The organism is Nocardioides lacusdianchii (assembly GCF_020102855.1).
GTDB classification, from domain to species: Bacteria; Actinomycetota; Actinomycetes; order Propionibacteriales; family Nocardioidaceae; genus Nocardioides; species Nocardioides lacusdianchii.
In genome coordinates this window covers 72,215-88,673 of record NZ_JADHZD010000013.1, presented here as the reverse complement: position 1 = coordinate 88,673, position 16,459 = coordinate 72,215, and the positions used below count along the sequence as shown (strand labels likewise).

The 16,459-nt window shown below is 72.0% G+C and carries 21 protein-coding genes and 1 tRNA gene; 8 read left to right on the top strand and 14 right to left on the bottom strand.

The features are described 5' to 3' along the window. Nucleotides 1-20: 20 nt before the first annotated feature. The 6 genes from IRX98_RS17200 to IRX98_RS17175 are packed head-to-tail and all read right to left on the bottom strand — an operon-like array spanning nt 21 to nt 3,024. Nucleotides 21-320: a GroES family chaperonin gene (locus IRX98_RS17200; protein ID WP_207082197.1), complete on the bottom strand. Its 300-nt coding sequence runs from the start codon at nt 318-320 to the stop codon at nt 21-23. A gap of 17 nt (nt 321-337) precedes the next feature. After that, on the bottom strand, nt 338-586 hold the full coding sequence (locus IRX98_RS17195; protein WP_207082198.1) for a DUF3618 domain-containing protein: 249 nt from the start codon (nt 584-586) through the stop codon (nt 338-340). Then, nucleotides 583-1,338: an energy-coupling factor ABC transporter ATP-binding protein gene (locus IRX98_RS17190; protein WP_224278829.1), complete on the bottom strand. Its 756-nt coding sequence runs from the start codon at nt 1,336-1,338 to the stop codon at nt 583-585. The genes IRX98_RS17195 and IRX98_RS17190 overlap by 4 nt, the downstream gene beginning before the upstream one ends. Further along, on the bottom strand, nt 1,335-2,018 hold the full coding sequence (gene cbiQ / locus IRX98_RS17185) for a cobalt ECF transporter T component CbiQ (protein ID WP_224278827.1): 684 nt from the start codon (nt 2,016-2,018) through the stop codon (nt 1,335-1,337). Before cbiQ ends, IRX98_RS17190 begins: the two co-directional genes overlap by 4 nt. Then, nucleotides 2,018-2,338, bottom strand: a complete 321-nt coding sequence (locus IRX98_RS17180) for a PDGLE domain-containing protein (protein WP_224278824.1) — start codon at nt 2,336-2,338, stop codon at nt 2,018-2,020. The genes cbiQ and IRX98_RS17180 overlap by 1 nt, the downstream gene beginning before the upstream one ends. Continuing rightward, nucleotides 2,335-3,024, bottom strand: a complete 690-nt coding sequence (locus IRX98_RS17175) for an energy-coupling factor ABC transporter permease (RefSeq protein WP_224278822.1) — start codon at nt 3,022-3,024, stop codon at nt 2,335-2,337. Before IRX98_RS17175 ends, IRX98_RS17180 begins: the two co-directional genes overlap by 4 nt. Before the next feature lie 169 nt (nt 3,025-3,193). On the opposite strand from IRX98_RS17175, the gene bcp reads away from it, so the two are divergent. The 3 genes from bcp (at nt 3,194) to IRX98_RS17160 (ending at nt 4,677) form a co-directional block, all read left to right on the top strand. Beyond that, nucleotides 3,194-3,664 (top strand): thioredoxin-dependent thiol peroxidase, encoded by a 471-nt coding sequence (gene bcp / locus IRX98_RS17170; protein WP_224278820.1) that lies wholly within the window; start codon nt 3,194-3,196, stop codon nt 3,662-3,664. 10 nt (nt 3,665-3,674) lie between these two features. Next, nucleotides 3,675-3,750, top strand: a tRNA-Leu gene (locus tag IRX98_RS17165). A gap of 54 nt (nt 3,751-3,804) precedes the next feature. Then, nucleotides 3,805-4,677, top strand: coding sequence for a bile acid:sodium symporter family protein (locus IRX98_RS17160; protein WP_224278819.1), 873 nt, complete (start codon nt 3,805-3,807; stop codon nt 4,675-4,677). Here the strand turns inward: IRX98_RS17160 and rdgB are convergent. Next, nucleotides 4,669-5,283, bottom strand: coding sequence for an RdgB/HAM1 family non-canonical purine NTP pyrophosphatase (gene rdgB / locus IRX98_RS17155; protein WP_224278816.1), 615 nt, complete (start codon nt 5,281-5,283; stop codon nt 4,669-4,671). The two genes, IRX98_RS17160 and rdgB, sit on opposite strands and share 9 nt — an antisense overlap. Next, nucleotides 5,280-6,011: a ribonuclease PH gene (gene rph / locus IRX98_RS17150; protein WP_224278814.1), complete on the bottom strand. Its 732-nt coding sequence runs from the start codon at nt 6,009-6,011 to the stop codon at nt 5,280-5,282. Before rph ends, rdgB begins: the two co-directional genes overlap by 4 nt. A gap of 231 nt (nt 6,012-6,242) precedes the next feature. Between rph and IRX98_RS17145 the strand changes: the two genes are divergently transcribed. Together IRX98_RS17145 and IRX98_RS17140 are read left to right on the top strand one after the other, a co-directional pair. Then, a complete protein-coding gene (locus IRX98_RS17145) occupies nt 6,243-7,412 on the top strand; it encodes a sensor histidine kinase (protein WP_224278813.1) in 1,170 nt (389 codons plus the stop codon). Continuing rightward, nucleotides 7,391-8,059, top strand: coding sequence for a response regulator (locus tag IRX98_RS17140; protein ID WP_224278812.1), 669 nt, complete (start codon nt 7,391-7,393; stop codon nt 8,057-8,059). The genes IRX98_RS17145 and IRX98_RS17140 overlap by 22 nt, the downstream gene beginning before the upstream one ends. A 1-nt stretch (nt 8,060) precedes the next feature. Here IRX98_RS17140 and IRX98_RS17135 read toward each other — a convergent pair whose 3' ends face one another. Further along, complete coding sequence (locus tag IRX98_RS17135) at nt 8,061-8,831, bottom strand: MBL fold metallo-hydrolase (protein WP_224278811.1); 771 nt, start codon at nt 8,829-8,831, stop codon at nt 8,061-8,063. Beyond that, nucleotides 8,828-9,640 (bottom strand): glutamate racemase, encoded by an 813-nt coding sequence (gene murI / locus IRX98_RS17130; RefSeq protein ID WP_224278864.1) that lies wholly within the window; start codon nt 9,638-9,640, stop codon nt 8,828-8,830. The genes IRX98_RS17135 and murI overlap by 4 nt, the downstream gene beginning before the upstream one ends. Before the next feature lie 104 nt (nt 9,641-9,744). On the opposite strand from murI, the gene IRX98_RS17125 reads away from it, so the two are divergent. Next, entirely contained in the window at nt 9,745-10,791 is a 1,047-nt protein-coding gene (locus IRX98_RS17125) for an alkaline phosphatase family protein (protein WP_372456095.1), read from the top strand. A gap of 14 nt (nt 10,792-10,805) precedes the next feature. After that, on the top strand, nt 10,806-11,648 hold the full coding sequence (locus tag IRX98_RS17120) for a DUF3152 domain-containing protein (protein ID WP_224278810.1): 843 nt from the start codon (nt 10,806-10,808) through the stop codon (nt 11,646-11,648). 3 nt (nt 11,649-11,651) lie between these two features. On the opposite strand, the gene IRX98_RS17115 is transcribed toward IRX98_RS17120, so the two are convergent. The 4 genes from IRX98_RS17115 to IRX98_RS17100 all read right to left on the bottom strand — a co-directional run bounded on the left by IRX98_RS17115 (nt 11,652) and on the right by IRX98_RS17100 (nt 14,995). Next, nucleotides 11,652-13,196, bottom strand: a complete 1,545-nt coding sequence (locus IRX98_RS17115) for a CotH kinase family protein (protein WP_224278809.1) — start codon at nt 13,194-13,196, stop codon at nt 11,652-11,654. An 85-nt stretch (nt 13,197-13,281) separates the two neighbouring features. Then, nucleotides 13,282-14,247, bottom strand: a complete 966-nt coding sequence (locus IRX98_RS17110) for a PLP-dependent cysteine synthase family protein (protein WP_224278808.1) — start codon at nt 14,245-14,247, stop codon at nt 13,282-13,284. Next, nucleotides 14,247-14,543 (bottom strand): MoaD/ThiS family protein, encoded by a 297-nt coding sequence (locus IRX98_RS17105; RefSeq protein WP_224278806.1) that lies wholly within the window; start codon nt 14,541-14,543, stop codon nt 14,247-14,249. The genes IRX98_RS17110 and IRX98_RS17105 overlap by 1 nt, the downstream gene beginning before the upstream one ends. Further along, nucleotides 14,543-14,995 (bottom strand): M67 family metallopeptidase, encoded by a 453-nt coding sequence (locus tag IRX98_RS17100; RefSeq protein WP_224278804.1) that lies wholly within the window; start codon nt 14,993-14,995, stop codon nt 14,543-14,545. Before IRX98_RS17100 ends, IRX98_RS17105 begins: the two co-directional genes overlap by 1 nt. 86 nt (nt 14,996-15,081) lie before the next feature. On the opposite strand from IRX98_RS17100, the gene IRX98_RS17095 reads away from it, so the two are divergent. Beyond that, nucleotides 15,082-16,332: an MFS transporter gene (locus tag IRX98_RS17095; protein WP_224278802.1), complete on the top strand. Its 1,251-nt coding sequence runs from the start codon at nt 15,082-15,084 to the stop codon at nt 16,330-16,332. Nucleotides 16,333-16,459 lie beyond the last annotated feature (127 nt).

The following is a 16,459-nucleotide window of genomic DNA, read 5'->3' as shown; positions in this document are numbered from 1 at the left end:
GGTGGCGATCGGCGGCGCAGTCAGAGGTAGAGCCCGGTCGAGCCGGCCTCGAGGCGCTCGGCGGCGACCGCGTGGACGTCGCGCTCGCGCATGACCACGTAGACCTCGCCCTGCACCTCGACCTCGGCCTTGTCCTCGGGGTCGAAGAGCACCCGGTCGCCGACCTCGACGGCGCGGGCGTGCGGTCCGACCGCGATCACCCGCGACCAGGCCAGCCGCCGCGCACCCATCGCCGCGGTCGCGGGGATGACGATGCCGCCGGAGGAGCGCCGCTCGCCCGCCTCCTGGTCGACCTCGACCAGCAGGCGGTCGTGCAGCATCTTGATCGGGGCGGTGCTCAGCGGGCGACCTTGCGGACGACGGCGAGCAGGACGACGACGCCGACGACGGCACCGGCGACCTTGAGGATGTTGTCGGTGCGCGGGGCGCCGGAGTCGAGCTCGACGAAGTGCGACTTCACCGTCGTCACCTGGCGTCCGACGATCGTCTTGGGGTGGGCGCGGTGGGCGAGCTGGTCGATGGTCGAGGCGAGGCGCTGGCGCGTCTCCTCGATCTCGCGCTCGAGCGCGCGCATGTCCTGGGTCACGCGGGCAGGCTATCAATGCGCCGGGGGTCGAAGCCCCACGGCAGCTCGAGCCGGTGGGCACCCATCAGCTCGTCGTCGGTCAGCACCTCCAGCGTCGGGCGGTCCGCCACCACCACTCCCCTGCTCAGCACCACGCTGCGCGGGCACAGCTCGAGGGCGTAGGGCAGGTCGTGGGTGACCATCAGCACCGTCACGTCGAGGCTGCGCAGGATGTCGGCGAGCTCGCGCCGCGAGGCGGGGTCGAGGTTGGAGGACGGCTCGTCGAGCACGAGGATCTCGGGCTCCATCGCCAGCACGGTGGCGACCGCGACGCGGCGGCGCTGGCCGTAGGACAGGTGGTGGGGGGGGCGGTCGACGAAGTCGGCCATGCCGACGCGGTCCAGCGCCTCCATCACCCGGCGGTCCAGCGCGGCACCCTTGAGGCCGAGGTTGGCCGGGCCGAACGCGACGTCCTGGCGGACGGTGCCGAGGAAGAGCTGGTCGTCGGGGTCCTGGAAGACGATGCCGACGCGGCGCCGGATCTCCTTGAGGTGCTCCTTGGCGACCGGCAGGCCGCTGACGGACACCGTGCCGCGACCGGCAGCGAGGATGCCGTTGAGGTGGAGCACCAGGGTGGTCTTGCCCGCGCCGTTGGGACCGAGGAGCGCCACCCGCTCGCCGCGGTGGACGTGGAGGTCGACGCCGAAGAGCGCCTGGTGGCCGTCGGGGTAGGCGAAGGCGAGGTCGTGGACCTCGAGCACGGGGACGCTCATCGCGCCTCCCCCGCCTGCGGGAGGGAGCCGTCGTAGCCGCGCGACAGCATCGCGAGGTGCACCCGCTCGCCGCGTTCGTAGGAGCGGATGAAGAGCGCCCCCAGCGACCGCGCGAGGACCGGCCAGTGGCGCGGCGAGCGCGGGTCGCAGCCGCGCGAGCGCAGGGCGGTCATCATCCGGCCGAGCTCGGCGGTGACCACGTCGAGGTAGCGGATCATGAAGCCCATGATCTGCACGACCAGGTCGGGCATCCGCAGCCGCTGGAGGCCGCGCAGCAGGTCCTGCGGCTCGGTGGTGGCGGCGAGGGTGAGGGAGGCCAGCACGCCGATGCTGCCCTTGACGAGCAGCGCGATGCCGGCGACCAGGCCCGGCTCGGAGACGCTGAGGCCGAGGACCTCGGTGCGCGGGCCGTGGGAGATGAAGGGCATCAGCACCGCGAAGATCGCGAAGGGCACCTCGACGACCATCCGCGGCAGCAGGTAGGTCAGGGGCACTCGCGACAGGGCGATCACGCCGAGCAGGACGACTGCCCACAGCGCGAAGACGGCGTACGCCTCGCGCGGGGTCGCGACCACGACCAGCATGAAGCCCAGGAGGGCCAGCACCTTCAGGTGCGCGGGGGCCCGGTGGACGGCGCTGTGGCCGTGGAAGTGGAGGCGGTGCCCGTGCCCGGCGCCCATCAGGCCCTCGAGTCGTGGGTGGCGTCGCTGCCGTCGCGGCGCCGGATCAGCCAGAAGAGCCCGGTGCTCAACAGCAGCATCACCACGACCCCGACCACCCCCGCGAGCCCGCCACTGAGCCGGGCGTCGTCGATGCCGGTGGTCTGGTAGTCCGCGAGCGGGCTGTCGCTGGTGGCGGAGTCCTCGGCAGAGTCGATGAAGCCGGTCTGCTCGGCCACGTACTCCAGGCCGTCGGGGTGCGAGCTGGCGTAGTAGCTCGCGACACCGGCGACGAGCAGGCTCACCAGGAGAGCCACGACGAAGAAGCGGCGGCGGCTCACGAGGTCACCGCCGCGCGGGTCTCGAGGACGCGCTCGGCCAGGAGCGGGCGCGCACCGTGGACGAGGTCGGGGCGCGCGGCGACGACGCTGGCGACGACGAGTCCCGTCACGGCGGCCTCACCGATGCCGATCACGGTGTGCCAGCCCAGCATCGCCGCGGTCACGGCGGCGAGGTCGACGGGCGCGTTGCCGCCGATGGCGAAGAGCCCGGTGAAGACCAGCGCGGCCACCGGCACGCTGAGCAGCGCACCTGCTGCGGCGGCCGGGGCCACGATGGAGATCCGGGCGGGAAGCACCTTGCGCAGCAGGACGAACACGCCCCAGCCGACCGCGACGGTGACGATCCCGATGAGGGAGATGTTGGTCCCGATGGCGGTGATGCCGCCGTCCGCCATGAGCAGCGCCTGCACGACGAGCACGACCGACAGGCACAGCACCGCCGTCCAGGGCCCGACGAGCACGGCCGCGAGCGCGCCACCCATCAGGTGCCCGCTCGTGCCGGCACCGACGGGGAAGTTGATCATCTGGGCGGCGAAGACGAAGGTCGCGACCAGGCCCGCCATGGGCGCCGTACGGTCGTCGAGCTCGCGCCGGGCGGCGCGCAGCGACACCGCGACCGCGGTCGCGGCGACCACGCCTGTGGCCAGCGACGTCGGTGCGTCGAGGAATCCGTCGGGTACGTGCATCGGCTTCGTCCGTCCTGGCCGCATCGGCCTGGTGCTTGGATGGTGGCGGCCGGCTCCCCCCGGTGCCGACCGCCACCATCACCTTATTGCAAGCAGTTCGCAACAGCCAACAGATCGGATTGGTGCGACTTTTCCCGCACCCCGTCCGCGGCACGAGAGAAGGAACGCGATGACCGACCGCCTCGCCCCCGGCGACGCCGCCCCCGACTTCACCCTGACCAGCGACACCGAGGAGGAGGTGAGCCTCTCGGGCCTGCGCGGCAAGAAGGTGATCCTCTACTTCTACCCCGCTGCGATGACCCCGGGCTGCACCAAGCAGGCCTGCGACTTCTCCGAGTCCCTCGACTCGCTGCGCGGCGCCGGCTACGAGGTGCTCGGCGTGTCCAAGGACAAGCCGGCGAAGCTCGCGAAGTTCCGCGAGCGCGACGCGCTCACCCTCACGCTGCTGTCCGACGAGGACCTCGACGTGCACCGGACCTACGGCGCCTTCGGCACGAAGAAGCTCTACGGCAAGGAGGTCGAGGGGGTCATCCGCTCGACCTTCGTGATCGACGAGGACGGCAAGGTCGAGCTCGCGCAGTACAACGTCAAGGCGACCGGCCACGTCGCCAAGCTGCGCCGGGACCTAGGGTTGGACTGATCACCAGCCAGCGCTCGTAGCCCAACGGCAGAGGCACCACGTTTAGGTCGTGGCCAGTGAGAGTTCGAATCTCTCCGAGCGCACCACCGTTCCACCGCGAGTCCCTCCCATGTGACCCCCGTCACCACTAGGGTCCGCGCATGGACTCCGCACTGACCACCGTCGGGCTGCCGCTCGCGCTGGCGATCATCATGTTCGGCCTCGGCCTCGACCTGACGGTCGCCGACTTCAAGCGGGTCGGGCGCGCACCGAGGGCCGTCGCCGTCGCGCTCGCGTGCCAGGTCGTCCTGCTGCCGGCCATCTGCTTCGGGCTGGTCGTGCTCTTCGACCTGCCGGCCCTGCTGGGGATCGGCATGCTGCTGCTGGCCGCGTCGCCGGGCGGCACCACCGCCAACCTCTTCAGCCACCTCTTCCGCGGTGACGTCGCGCTCAACATCACCCTGACGGCGATCAACACCGTGATCGCGGTCGTCACCCTGCCGCTGATCACCGGCCTGGCGATCGCGTTCTACGACCGCCAGGACGACGTGACGATGCCGCTGGTCGAGATCGTCAAGGTCTTCGCCCTGATCCTGCTGCCCGTCGGCATCGGGATGGTGGTCAACAACCGGGCGCCCGCCTTCGCCCGGCGCATGGACAAGCCGGTGCGCATCGGCTCGGCGTTGATCCTGGCCGTCCTCGTGCTCGGCATCCTGCTCGACCAGCGTGAGAACGTCGGCGACTACCTCGCCGACGTCGGCCTGATCACGGCGCTCTTCTGCGCGATCAGCCTCGTCGTGGGGTTCTACGTGCCGAAGGCGTTCGGGGTGACCGGACCGCAGGCCATCGCCTCGTCGATGGAGGTGGGCGTGCACAACGCCACCCTCGCGATCTTCGTGGCGGTCGAGGTGCTCGACGAGGTGGAGATCTCGGTGCCGGCGGCGGTCTACTCGCTCGTGATGTTCCTCTTCGCGGCTTTGTGGGGAACGTGGGTCTCGCGGCAGGTGACCGAGCGGGAGACCGCCTCAGTCTGAGGCGAGGTCCGCGGCGACCTGCGGGGCTAGCTCGCGCAGCGCCCGCCCGCGGTGGGAGATGAGGTCCTTCTCGCCGGGCTCGAGCTCCGCCGAGGTCAGCCCCTCGGCGGCGTGCTCGACAGCGACGAAGACGACGTCGTAGCCGAACCCGCCGCTCCCCCGCACCTCGCGGATGATGTGGCCGTCCATGCGGCCCTCGACCACGCGCTCGCGCCCGTCGGGCAGCACCCACGCGACCGCGCACGCGAAGTGAGCGCCGCGACGCTCGTCCGGCACGTCGTGGAGCTGGGCGAGCAGGAGCTCGTTGTTCCGGTCGTCACTCTTGGGGGGACCCGACCACCGCGCGGACAGCACGCCGGGCATCCCGTTGAGGGCGTCGACGCACAGGCCGCTGTCGTCGGCGATCGAGGGCAGCCCGGTCGCGGCGACGCCGGCACGCGCCTTGAGCAGCGCGTTGCCCTCGAAGGTCGGCTCGTCCTCGACCGGCTCGACGTAGCCGTCGATGTCCCCGATGCCGAGCACCTCGATGTCGGGCACGTGCTCGGCGAGGATGCGCTGCATCTCGAGGATCTTCTTCGCGTTGGCCGAGGCCAGGAAGACCTTCATCGGGCGAGGGCCTCCTGCTGCATGCGGGTGAGGTCGGCGCAGCCCTTCTCGGCAAGCGCGAGCAGGGCGTCGAGCTCGGCGCGGTCGAAGGCGGCGCCCTCGGCGGTGCCCTGGACCTCGACGAACTTCCCGTCGCCGGTCATCACGACGTTCATGTCGGTCTCGGCGCGCACGTCCTCGACGTAGGGCAGGTCGAGGCGCGGCACGCCGTCGATGATCCCGACGCTGACCGCGGCGACCGAGCCGGTGAGCGGCTCGCCCGTCAGCGCGCCGTTGCCCCGCAGGTGCGCGACCGCGTCGGCCAGGGCGACGTACGCCCCGGTGATGGCCGCGGTGCGGGTGCCGCCGTCGGCCTGGAGGACGTCGCAGTCGAGGACGATGGTGTTCTCGCCGAGCGCCTCGTAGTCGATGACGGCGCGCAGCGAGCGACCGATCAGGCGCGAGATCTCATGGGTGCGTCCGCCGATGCGGCCCTTGACCGACTCGCGGTCCGAGCGGGTGTTGGTGGCGGCGGGCAGCATCGCGTACTCCGCGGTGACCCAGCCCAGGCCCGAGCCCTTGCGCCAGCGCGGCACGCCCTCGGACGCCGACGCCGCGCACAGCACCTTGGTGCCGCCGAACTCGACCAGGACCGAGCCGGCGGCGTGGTCGAGCCAGTGGCGGGTGATGGTGATCGGGCGGAGCTCGTCGTCGGACCGGCCGTCGGCGCGGGGCGCAGCAGAAGTCATGGCACGAGGGTAGAGGGCTGACAGAGCCGGGTCCGGTCACCCCCGTGTGTCACCGGACCCGGCTCGATGTCCCTCCCCGGCGGTCCCGCCATCGGTGCGCGGTCCCGCTCCGCGCGGCTCCCCCGCGCGGTGGTCCCCCCAGAGTGAGCCGCCGCGACGACGCGGCGCATCGTCCCTGAGGCCCCCGCGACCCCGACCAAAGTAGGAATCGCGGTGGCTACGCTGTGCGCCGTGGAGCCCCGTCCCAGCCTCGCCGAGACGCAGCCCGCGCTCACGCGGGCCGGGCACGCGTGGCGCTACGCACTGTGCCTGGCGATCTCGGCCGCGGTGTGGCAGTCGGTCGCGGCGATCGAGTGGCGCGAGCAGCGGTTGCTGTTCGTCGCCGAGCTCGTCCTGGGTGCGTGCGCCTACGTCCTCGTCCACTTCCGCCGCCGGGCCCCCGTGCCGATCGCGCTCGCGATCGCCGCGATGAGCGCGCTCTCGGGCGTGGCCGCAGGTCCGGCGACGCTCGCGGCCGTCTCCGTCGCCACACGCCGCGACCCCCGCCAGGTCATCACCGTCGGCGCCGCGAACCTGGCGGCCGCGCAGACCTACACCTCCATCGCCCGCCTGAGCGACAACGACCCCGTGATCACCACGCTCGTCAACATCGCGGTCAACGCCGGGATGATGGGCTGGGGCCTCTACATCGGCTCGCGCCGCGAGATCATCTGGACCCTCCGCACCCGTGCCGAGCGCGCCGAGCGCGAGCAGGAGCTGCGGGTGTCCCAGGCGCGCACCACCGAGCGGGCACGCATCGCCCGCGAGATGCACGACGTGCTGGCGCACCGCATCACCCAGGTCTCGATGCAGGCCGGCGCCCTGGCCTTCCGCGACGACCTCGACGGCGACCGGCTGCGCGACGGGCTCGCCCAGATCCAGGGTCAGGCCAACGACGCCCTCCACGAGCTGCGCGACGTGCTCGGGGTGCTGCGCGAGGACGACCCAGGCACCCCCACGGCCCGCCCCCAACCGACGTACGCCGACATCGCCGCGCTCGTCGACGAGGCGCGGTCGCTCGGCCTCGACGTCGACTTCGCCGACGACCTGGACCCCACGACCCCGGTGCCCCCGGCGACCGGCCGCACGGTCTACCGCATCGTGCAGGAGGGCATCACCAACGTCCGCAAGCACGCGCCGGGATCCGCGGTCGCGATCCGCTCGTCGGGCGACCCGCGCTCGGGCATCACGGTGACGCTGGCCAACCCGCTCGCCGAGCGTCACCGTCCGACCGGCGCCCCGGGGGCCGGACTCGGCCTGGTCGGGCTGCGCGAGCGCACCGAGCTGCGCGGCGGACGACTCGACCAGCGCACCGAGGGCTCGGCGTTCGTGCTGGAGGCATGGCTACCGTGGTCGGCGTGATCCGCGTCCTGCTCGTCGACGACGACCCGCTCGTGCGCTCCGCCCTGTCGCTGATGCTCGGCGGCCAGTCCGACATCGACGTGGTGGGCGAGGCCGCGCACGGGGAGGCCGGCCTCGCGCTCGTGGGCGAGCTCGAGCCCGACGTGGTGCTCATGGACATCCGGATGCCGGTCATGGACGGCCTCGAGGCCACGCAGGCGCTCCACGAGCGACCCTCTCCACCGTCGGTGGTGGTGCTGACCACCTTCGACGCCGACGACCACGTCGTCCGCGCGATCGCCGCCGGCGCCGACGGCTTCCTGCTGAAGGACACCCCGCCCGGCGACATCGTCAGCGCCATCCGCACCGTCGCGGCCGGCGACGCGATGCTCTCGCCGTCGGCGACGCGCAGCCTCGTGTCACGCCTGCGGGGCATGACCGCCAACGACCGCGTCACCCACGCCGTCGACCGGCTGACCGTGCTCACCGAGCGCGAGCTCGAGGTCGCGGTCTGCGTGGGCCGCGGCCTCAGCAACTCCGAGATCGCCTCGGAGCTCTACCTCTCGATCCCGACGGTGAAGTCGCACGTCTCGCGGCTGCTGACCAAGCTCGGCAGCACCAACCGCGTCCAGGTGGCCATGGTCGTGCACGACGCCGGGCTGGTCTGACTCAGACCTCGTACGTCGCGCCGGCCCGTGCCAGCTCGACCGGGCCGGACCACTCGGACCTGGCCTCGGCCTCCGCGTCGGCCGGGTCGTGCCACGGCGGGACGTGGGTGAGCACGAGGCGCTCCACGCCGGCGCGCGCCGCCGTACGCCCGCAGTCGGCGCCGGTCATGTGCAGGTCGGGCGGGTTGTCGTCGACGCTGCGGAAGGACGCCTCGGCCAGCAGCAGGTGCGCACCGGCGGCGGCCTCGTCGAGCGCCGCGCACGGGCCGGTGTCGCCGGAGTAGACGAGGGTGCGGTCGTCGGCGGTGACGCTGAGAGCGAAGGCGGTGACGGGGTGGACGACCTCGCGCGCCTCGACGCGGAAGGGGCCGATCTCGACGGGCCCGTCGTGCTCGGTGAAGTCGAACTCCTCGGTCATGCCGGGCTCCAGCGGCAGGTCGTAGGCGCGCGCCATCCGCTCGGCCGTGCCGGCCGGCCCCCAGACCGGGATCGGCGGCTGTGCGCCGGTGGGGTGGTACTTGCGCATGACGTAGTAGCCGCAGAGGTCGAGGCAGTGGTCGGCGTGGAGGTGGCTCAGGAAGACCGCGTCGATCCCGAGCGGGTCGGCGTAGCGGTGCAGCTGGCCCAGCGCACCGTTGCCGAGGTCGAGCAGGATCCGCCACGTGCGGGTCTCCCCCGACGCGTCCGTGTGCTCGGCCTCGACGAGGTAGCAGCTGGCGGGCGACTCGGGTCCGGGGTAGGACCCGGAGCAGCCGACCACGGTGAGTCTCATCGCACTCCTCCGGCGAACTGGGTGGCGCTGAGCAGCTCAGAGCCGAGGAAGCGCCGACCGATCGTGGCGAAGTCCTGGGGGCTGCCGGTGGTCGAGAAGGTGTAGGCCGGCTCCCCGCCCTCGCGCATCAGCCCGGTGCGCGCGAGCATCTTGTAGACGTCCTTCCCGCACTCCTCTGCCGAGCTCACCAGGGTCACGCCGTCGCCCATGACGTAGGAGATGACGCCCGTGAGGAGGGGGTAGTGGGTGCAGCCGAGAATGAGGGTGTCGACCCCCGCGGCAGCGAGCGGGTCGAGGTAGTCGTGGGCGGCGGCGAGCAGCTCCTCGCCGCCGGTGACGCCCTGCTCGACGAAGTCGACGAAGCTCGGGCAGGCCTGGATGTGCAGGTCGAGGTGGGGCGCGGCGGCGAAGGCGTCGTCGTACGCCATCGAGCTCGCGGTCGCGCGCGTGCAGATCACGCCGACGCGGTCGTTGCGCGTGGCGGCCGCGGCCCGGCGCGCGGCGGGCAGGATCACCTCGACGACCGGTACGTCGTAGCGCTCGCGCGCGTCGCGGAGCATGGCGGCGCTCGCGGAGTTGCACGCGATGACCAGCGCCTTGACGCCCTCGGCGTAGAGGTGGTCGAGGCACTCGAGGGCGTACTCGCGGACCTCGCCGATCGGCTTCTGGCCGTAGGGCTGGCGGGCGGTGTCGCCGAGGTAGACCACCGACTCGTGGGGCAGCTGGTCGATCACCGACCGCGCGACCGTCAGGCCGCCGAAGCCGGAGTCGAAGATGCCGATCGGGGCGTCGGCGGTCAACCGCGGCATGGGAGTCGGCACAGGCAGCAGGCTAGGCGCTCGCCCCGTCACCGGTCACGCCGTTGCGAGCGTCGGACCCGTCACACCGCCCTCGCCGGGTTAGGGTTCCGCGCGTGACCCTGCGTTCTGTGCTCGCCTCCGTCCTCGCCTGCTCCGCAGTCGGCTTCTGCATGACCGCGGCCCAGGCCCAGGTTCCTGCCGGCGGTCCGAGCGCCGGTGCCACACGCGTGTCGGCCGACGACGCGGTGGAGTCCGTGCTCGCGATCTCCCTCGACGGGCTCAACCCCGAGGCGCTGCGCATCCTCGGCCGCAACGGCACCCCGAACCTGCACGCCCTCATGGATTCGGGCGCCTCCACGCTCAACGCCCGCACCGAGCACGAGCTCACCATCACGCTGCCCAACCACACCGGCATGGTCACCGGACGGCGGGTCGAGGCCGCGACGGGCGGCCACGGCGTGACCTGGAACGACGACCGCCGCCGTCCTTCGACCGTCCAGGCAGCTGCCGGGAAGCGCGTCGAGTCGGTCTTCACCTCCGTCCACGACGCCGGCGGCTCGACCGCGCTCTTCGCCAGCAAGACCAAGTTCACCCTGTGGAAGCGCAGCTGGCCGCTGAGCATCGACACGACGCGGATCCGGCTCGACAACACCGTCCTGACCCGCACGGTGCGGCGTGACCTGCAGCGCCGCGACCGCGCCTTCCGCTTCGTCCACTTCTCGCTCCCCGACCAGGTCGGCCACGCACGTGGCTTCATGTCCAAGCCCTACCTGCGCGCGGTGAAGCAGGTCGACGAGCTGGTCGGCATCCTCGTCGACACGGTGGACTCCGACCCGGGGCTCGACGGCAGCACGGCGATCATCCTCACCAGCGACCACGGCGGCCTCGGCACCAGCCACTCCGACGCCCGACGCCTGCCCAACTACCGCATCGCCTTCATGGTCTCCGGTCCGGGCGTCGTGCCCGGCACCGACCTCTACGCGCTCAACCCCGACGACCTGCAGGACCCGGGCGCGCGGCGCACGACGTACGCCGACGCGCTCCAGCCGGTCCGCAACGGCGACCTCGCCAACCTGGCGCTCGACCTGCTCGACCTGGACGCGGTGCCCGGGAGCGAGCACAACGCGACGCTCGGCCTGGACGTCACCCCGGCCGGGTGACCTAGGCTCGGTCCGTGATCCGCCTCACGGCCGGCCTGGCCACTGCGTTCGCGCTGCTGCTGGCCGGCATCGCCCCCGCAGGCGGTGCGCTCGCGGACGACCCGCTCCCCGCACTCGTCACCGTGGAGGCACCCGAGGTGAGCGGCACGCCGCGCGCGGGCCAGGTGCTGCGGGCGTTCCCGGGGCGTTGGCAGCCCCGGCGCGAGCAGACGCGCTACCGCTGGCTGCGCGACGGGGAGCCCGTCCGCGGCGCCCGCGAGCGGCGCCACCGCCTCACGGCGCTCGACGTCGGTGCGCGCATGAGCGTGCAGGTGCGGGTGCGAGCCCCGGGGCACGCGTGGACCACCGCGGTGTCCGCTGCGACACCACGGGTCGACCACGCCACCCCCGTGCGACGCCGCGTGACCTGGTCGGTCGCGACGCGAGGGCGCATCACCACCAGCGTGCGGGCCTTCGCGCGCCTCGCACAGGAGACGTACGACGACGCGCGCGGCTGGCGCGCCGGTGGCGTGCAGTTCCGCCGGGTCCGGCGCGGGGGCGACTTCACGCTGGTGCTGTCCGAGGCGCGGCTGGTGCCGTCGTTCTCACCGTCGTGCTCGGCCATGTGGTCGTGCCGCGTCGGGAGGAACGTCATCATCAACCAGGACCGCTGGAAGAACGCCTCGCCCGCCTGGAACCGCGCCGGACGAAGCCTGCGCGACTACCGCCACCTGGTGGTCAACCACGAGACCGGCCACTGGCTCGGCCGCGGACACGTGGGCTGCCCGGGATCGGGACCTGCCCCGGTGATGATGCAGCAGTCCAAGGGCACCGGGGCCTGCACGTTCAACCCCTGGCCGCTGCCCCGGGAGCGCTGAGCCTCAGCGAGGCGGGTCGATCTTGACGCGGACGACGCGCGGCGATCCCACGACGGGGTCGGTCCGCGACTCGTCGAGCCCGAGCACGATGGTCTCCGTGCCCTCCACCAGCGAGTCGGCGAGGATCTGCAGCGGGATGTAGCGGACCTTGTCACCGGCTGCGAACTGCACGCGCCCGGGGCCGGGCTCGAAGTCCGCACCGGCGGTCGCCGTTCCCGTCAGCACGCGGTAGTCGACGGTGAGGTCCCGAGGGGCCGGCGACTGCAGCTGCACCGGCACCCAGACGGTGCGGGCACGCTCGGGCGTCCGCATCAGGTCGGTCCCGAAGCGGACCTCGTTCCTGCTGAGCCAGCGCGAGCGCACGGTCAGCCACGAACGCAGGAACTCGACCTCGCCGGCGTGGTCGTCCGCGTGGCGGCTCCACGGCAGGTCGCTGCCGTCGGCGTGCCACAGCTGCCAGTCGGCCTGCGCCGCCGGCGCCAGCGTCCGACCCGCTGCGGGCAGCTCGCCCACGATCTGCTCGACGACCGGCTTCAGGCGCGCCCATCGGCTCTTGACCCGGGCCGAGAAGGTGGGGTCCTCGAGCATGCGGCTGATCCAGTGGCGGCCGATGCGCGTGTGCCAGCCCTGGGGCGGGTCCTGCGCGCCGAAGCGGGTGCCGCCGCTGAGGTCGAAGTCCCACACCGGGCCGAAGCGGAAGCGACCGCCCGGCTTCCAGCTGAAGTGGACGCTGGACTGGAAGTTGGAGTCCTGGTTGCGGAAGAGCTCCTGCACCAGGTACCAGTCGATGACGCTCTTGACGTTGACGTGGGCTGCATAGCCCTTCTTGCGGTCTGCGAAGCCCGGGCTGTAGAGCGTGTTCTCGAACTTGCGGACCGCGCGCCGCACCGTGCGCCGCTGCTTGCGGGTGACCTCGTCGGGGTCCTTGAACGCGACCGGGATGCCCCGCCTCGTGCGGAAGCCCGGCTCGTCGTCACGGAGGTAGCGCTGGTTGATCTCCAGCAGGAACCCGGAGTCGGGCAGGTCCACGCGACCCTCGCCCTCCTCCACCTGCTCGGTGAGCAGGTAGAGACCACGGGGCTGGCCGTTGACGACGACCTCGACGAAACGGAACTGCGGCGTCCACTTCATCGTGGTGCGCTCGGCGATCGCGAAGGCGGCGGCGGTGCGCAGCGCGCTCCGGTCGGCGTAGTTGGCGAGCAGCACCCACTCGTCGTACTCGCGCTCACCGACGAGGGCGGCGTCCTCCTCCAGCTTGAGCTTGTAGGGCTTCTTGGCCCAGCCCCAGGTGGAGTTGCCGCGGCCCTTGATCTCACCGACGTGCTCGACGCCGTCGAGGCTGATCGTCGCGTCGAGGTAGTCGTCCTTGCTGACGACCTCCGCGCCGCCCTCGGTGGTGATGACGAGCTGCGTCGGGGGCGCCGGCGGCCACACGGACGCGGGCGCCTTCGTCTGCGCGGCGCTCGGAGCCGCCGCGGCGGTGGAGGAGGGCACGAGTGGCAGCGCGAGCGCGACCACCAGTGCGACGACGGACGACGTGCGAATCATGCGGGCCCCCGGGGTGGAGAAGTCGTGGAGCGCGCACCGTACACCGCGAAGGTGACAGGGGTCTCCACGCGCGCCCGGAGGGGTGCTAGGCCCAGAGCTGGCCGTCGAGGGCGTCCTCCGCGTCGTCGACCGTGCCCTCGTAGGCGCCGGTCGAGAGGTACTTCCAGCCGCCGTCGCACACGATGAAGGCGATGTCGGCCGACTCCCCCGCCTTGACCGCCTTGGCCGCCTGGCCGAGCGCGGCGTGGAGGATCGCACCGGTCGAGATGCCGGCGAAGATCCCCTCGAGCTCGAGCAGCTCGCGCACGCGGCGTACGGCGTCCCGCGGGCCGACGCTGAAGCGCGAGTCGATCAGCGAGGCGTCGTAGAGCTCGGGCACGAAGCCCTCGTCGAGGTTGCGCAGGCCGTAGACGAGCTCGCCGTAGCGCGGCTCGGCGGCCACGATCTTCACCTCGGCCTTGGCCCGGCGGAAGAAGCGCGAGACGCCCATGAGCGTGCCGGTGGTGCCGAGGCCGGCGACGAAGTGGGTGATCGACGGCAGGTCCGCGAGCAGCTCGGGGCCGGTGCCCTCCTCGTGGGAGAGCGCGTTCGCCTCGTTGCCGTACTGGTAGAGCATCACCCAGTCGGGGTGCTCCCCCGCGATCTTCTTCGCGACGCGCACGGCCTCGTTCGAGCCGCCCGCGGCGGGCGAGGACACGATCTCGGCGCCCCACATCCGCAGCAGCTGGCGCCGCTCCTCGGAGGTGTTCTCGGGCATCACGCACACGATGCGGTAGCCCTTGAGCTTGGCTGCCATCGCCAACGAGATGCCGGTGTTGCCGCTGGTGGGCTCGAGGATCGTGCAGCCCGGTCGCAGCGTGCCGTCGGCCTCGGCCTGCTCGATCATCTTCAGGGCCGGGCGGTCCTTGATCGAGCCGGTCGGGTTGCGGTCCTCGAGCTTGGCCCAGAGGCGTACCTCGGTGCCGTCGGGCTGGCGGCCGGGCGACAACCGCGGCAGGCCGACCAGCGGCGTGCTGCCGACGGAGGCGAGCAGGTCGTCGTAGCGGGTCATCAGGCGGGCAGTGCCCCGCCGGCCACGGCGGGCAGGACGACGACCTGGTCGCCGTCGGAGAGCTCGGCGTCGAGCCCGCCGATGAAGCGGACGTCCTCGTCGTTGATGTAGACGTTGACGAAGCGGCGCAGGTCCACCGAGCCGGACTTGTCCTCGACGAGGCGCTCCTTGATGCCGGGGTGGTTGCCCTCGAGGTCGTCGATGAGCGCGGACAGGGTGCCGCCCGAGCCCTCGACGGCCTTGGCGCCGTCGGTGTAGGTGCGCAGGATGGTGGGGATCCGGACCTCGATGGCCATCAGGGGGTGCTCTCTCTCTGGTCTGGGGTGCCGGTGGGCGTGATCGTGACCTCTTCCTCGGTCACGACTCCGTCGATGATTCTGTAGGACCTGAACTCCACCGGGCCCTCACTATTCCCGTGCTCGCGTGTGCTGACGAGCACGTAGTGGGCGTTCGGCTCGCTGGCCAGCCCGATGTCGGTGCGGCTCGGGTAGGCCTCGGTGGCGGTGTGGGAGTGGTAGACGACCACCGGCTCCTCGTCGCGGGCGTCCATGTCCTTGTAGAGCGCGAGCAGCTCGGCGGAGTCGAACTCGTAGAACGTCGGGCTGCCCGCGGCGTTGACCATCGGGATGAAACGATCTGCGCGGTCGCTGCCCTCGGGGCCGGCGACCACGCCGCACGCCTCGTCGGGGTGGTCGCGCTTGGCGTGCGCCACGATGGCGTCGTACGTCTCCTGGGCGATGGTCAGCACTGCTCCACCCTAGGCAGCCGACCGAAGTGCCCCGCACACGTCTCACGGCTTAGTCTTGACGTCGAGAGATCCGGGGGAAGGTTCGCATGACGCTGCACGAGGCTCCGCCACTGACGCGACGGGGCATCCCCCTCGAGCGCGACCTGCGGGTGCTGGCCATCGGCTCCTTCGCCAACCGGTTCGGTGCCGGCGCGGTGATGACGACCAGCGCCCTCTACTTCACCCGCCAGGTCGGTTTCTCCGCCGCCGAGGTGGCGCTGGCGCTGTCGGTGGCCGCGATCGTCGGCATCGTCGTCCAGGTCCCTGCCGGGCACCTCGGTGACACCCGCGGCCCGCGCCGCGTGCTCACCTGGTGCATGGTCGGCGCCGCGCTGACCAGCGCGCTGCCCGTCCTGGCGCGTACGCCGTGGCAGCTCGCGCTGCTCCTGGGCCTGCTGGCGCTCTTCGAGCGGTCCGCCGGCTCGGTGCAGCAGGGCGTGATCGCCCAGCTCGCGACAGGCGGGCGCGGCGTGCTCTTCAAGGCCTACCTCCGCGCGGTCACCAACACCGCCATCGGCCTCGGCTCGGTCTTCGGCGGCGCGGCGCTGGTGATCGACGAGACCTGGGCCTACGTCGCGGTCTTCGTCCTCAACGCCGTCTTCACCGGCTTCGCCGCGTGGAACAGCACGCGCCTGCCCGAGCTGCCGCCCTACGTGCGGATCGAGGGCGAGCCGCGGCTCGCCGTGCTGCGCGACTGGCCCTACGTCGTCGTGGTGGCGATCACCGGCCTGTTCTCGATGCACTTCTTCGTCATGGAGCTCGGCCTGGCGCTCTACATCTCCGAGCGGACGTCCGCGCCGCCGGTGATGGTGGCGATCCTGCTCGTCGTCAACACCGCGGCCGTCGCCCTCTTCCAGGTCCGCCTGTCCCGGCGGGCCGACTCGGTGGAGGCCGGCGCACGCGCCCTCGTGCGCGGCGCGGTCTGGATCGCCGCCGGTTTCGCGATCGTGGCGCTGGCCGACCGCGGCGACGCGACCTTCGCGATCGTGGTGCTCGTCATCGGCTCGCTGGTCCACGTGGTCGGCGAGATGATCGGCTCCGGCGGCCAGTGGGGGCTCCAGATGGGGCTCGCACCCCACGAGCGGCAGGGCCAGTACCAGGGCTTCGCCGGCCTCGGCTTCAGCGTGGTCGCGGTCATCGGACCGCCGGTCGTCACGCTGCTCTGCGTCGAGATGGGCGAGACCGGCTGGTTGATCCTCGCGGGGATGATGATGGCCATCGCACTGGTGTCGGTGCCGGTGTCGCGCTGGGCGCTGGCCTCCCGCGAGCGCTACGGCGTGCTGACCCACTCGGGCTAGCACTGACCACCCGGCCCCCGCCCGGCTCCCGCCGACCACCGCAGCCCGCGATCGCGAGTTGAATTGAAGTCAATTCAACTCGCAGACGGGGCTTCACCGGGCCTGTGGATGGGGGCCTCGCCACGAC

Coding starts and splice junctions, on each gene's coding strand:
- IRX98_RS17200 (WP_207082197.1), bottom strand. CDS start 320: ATGCTGCACGACCGCCTGCTGGTCGAGGTCGACCAGGAGGCGGGCGAG.
- cbiQ (WP_224278827.1), bottom strand. CDS start 2,018: ATGGGCGCCGGGCACGGGCACCGCCTCCACTTCCACGGCCACAGCGCC.
- IRX98_RS17105 (WP_224278806.1), bottom strand. CDS start 14,543: ATGGCCATCGAGGTCCGGATCCCCACCATCCTGCGCACCTACACCGAC.
- IRX98_RS17175 (WP_224278822.1), bottom strand. CDS start 3,024: ATGCACGTACCCGACGGATTCCTCGACGCACCGACGTCGCTGGCCACA.
- rdgB (WP_224278816.1), bottom strand. CDS start 5,283: ATGAAGGTCTTCCTGGCCTCGGCCAACGCGAAGAAGATCCTCGAGATG.
- IRX98_RS17135 (WP_224278811.1), bottom strand. CDS start 8,831: ATGAGACTCACCGTGGTCGGCTGCTCCGGGTCCTACCCCGGACCCGAG.
- IRX98_RS17140 (WP_224278812.1), top strand. CDS start 7,391: ATGGCTACCGTGGTCGGCGTGATCCGCGTCCTGCTCGTCGACGACGAC.
- IRX98_RS17160 (WP_224278819.1), top strand. CDS start 3,805: ATGGACTCCGCACTGACCACCGTCGGGCTGCCGCTCGCGCTGGCGATC.
- murI (WP_224278864.1), bottom strand. CDS start 9,640: ATGCCGCGGTTGACCGCCGACGCCCCGATCGGCATCTTCGACTCCGGC.
- IRX98_RS17110 (WP_224278808.1), bottom strand. CDS start 14,247: ATGACCCGCTACGACGACCTGCTCGCCTCCGTCGGCAGCACGCCGCTG.
- IRX98_RS17115 (WP_224278809.1), bottom strand. CDS start 13,196: ATGATTCGCACGTCGTCCGTCGTCGCACTGGTGGTCGCGCTCGCGCTG.
- IRX98_RS17190 (WP_224278829.1), bottom strand. CDS start 1,338: ATGAGCGTCCCCGTGCTCGAGGTCCACGACCTCGCCTTCGCCTACCCC.
- bcp (WP_224278820.1), top strand. CDS start 3,194: ATGACCGACCGCCTCGCCCCCGGCGACGCCGCCCCCGACTTCACCCTG.
- IRX98_RS17095 (WP_224278802.1), top strand. CDS start 15,082: ATGACGCTGCACGAGGCTCCGCCACTGACGCGACGGGGCATCCCCCTC.
- rph (WP_224278814.1), bottom strand. CDS start 6,011: ATGACTTCTGCTGCGCCCCGCGCCGACGGCCGGTCCGACGACGAGCTC.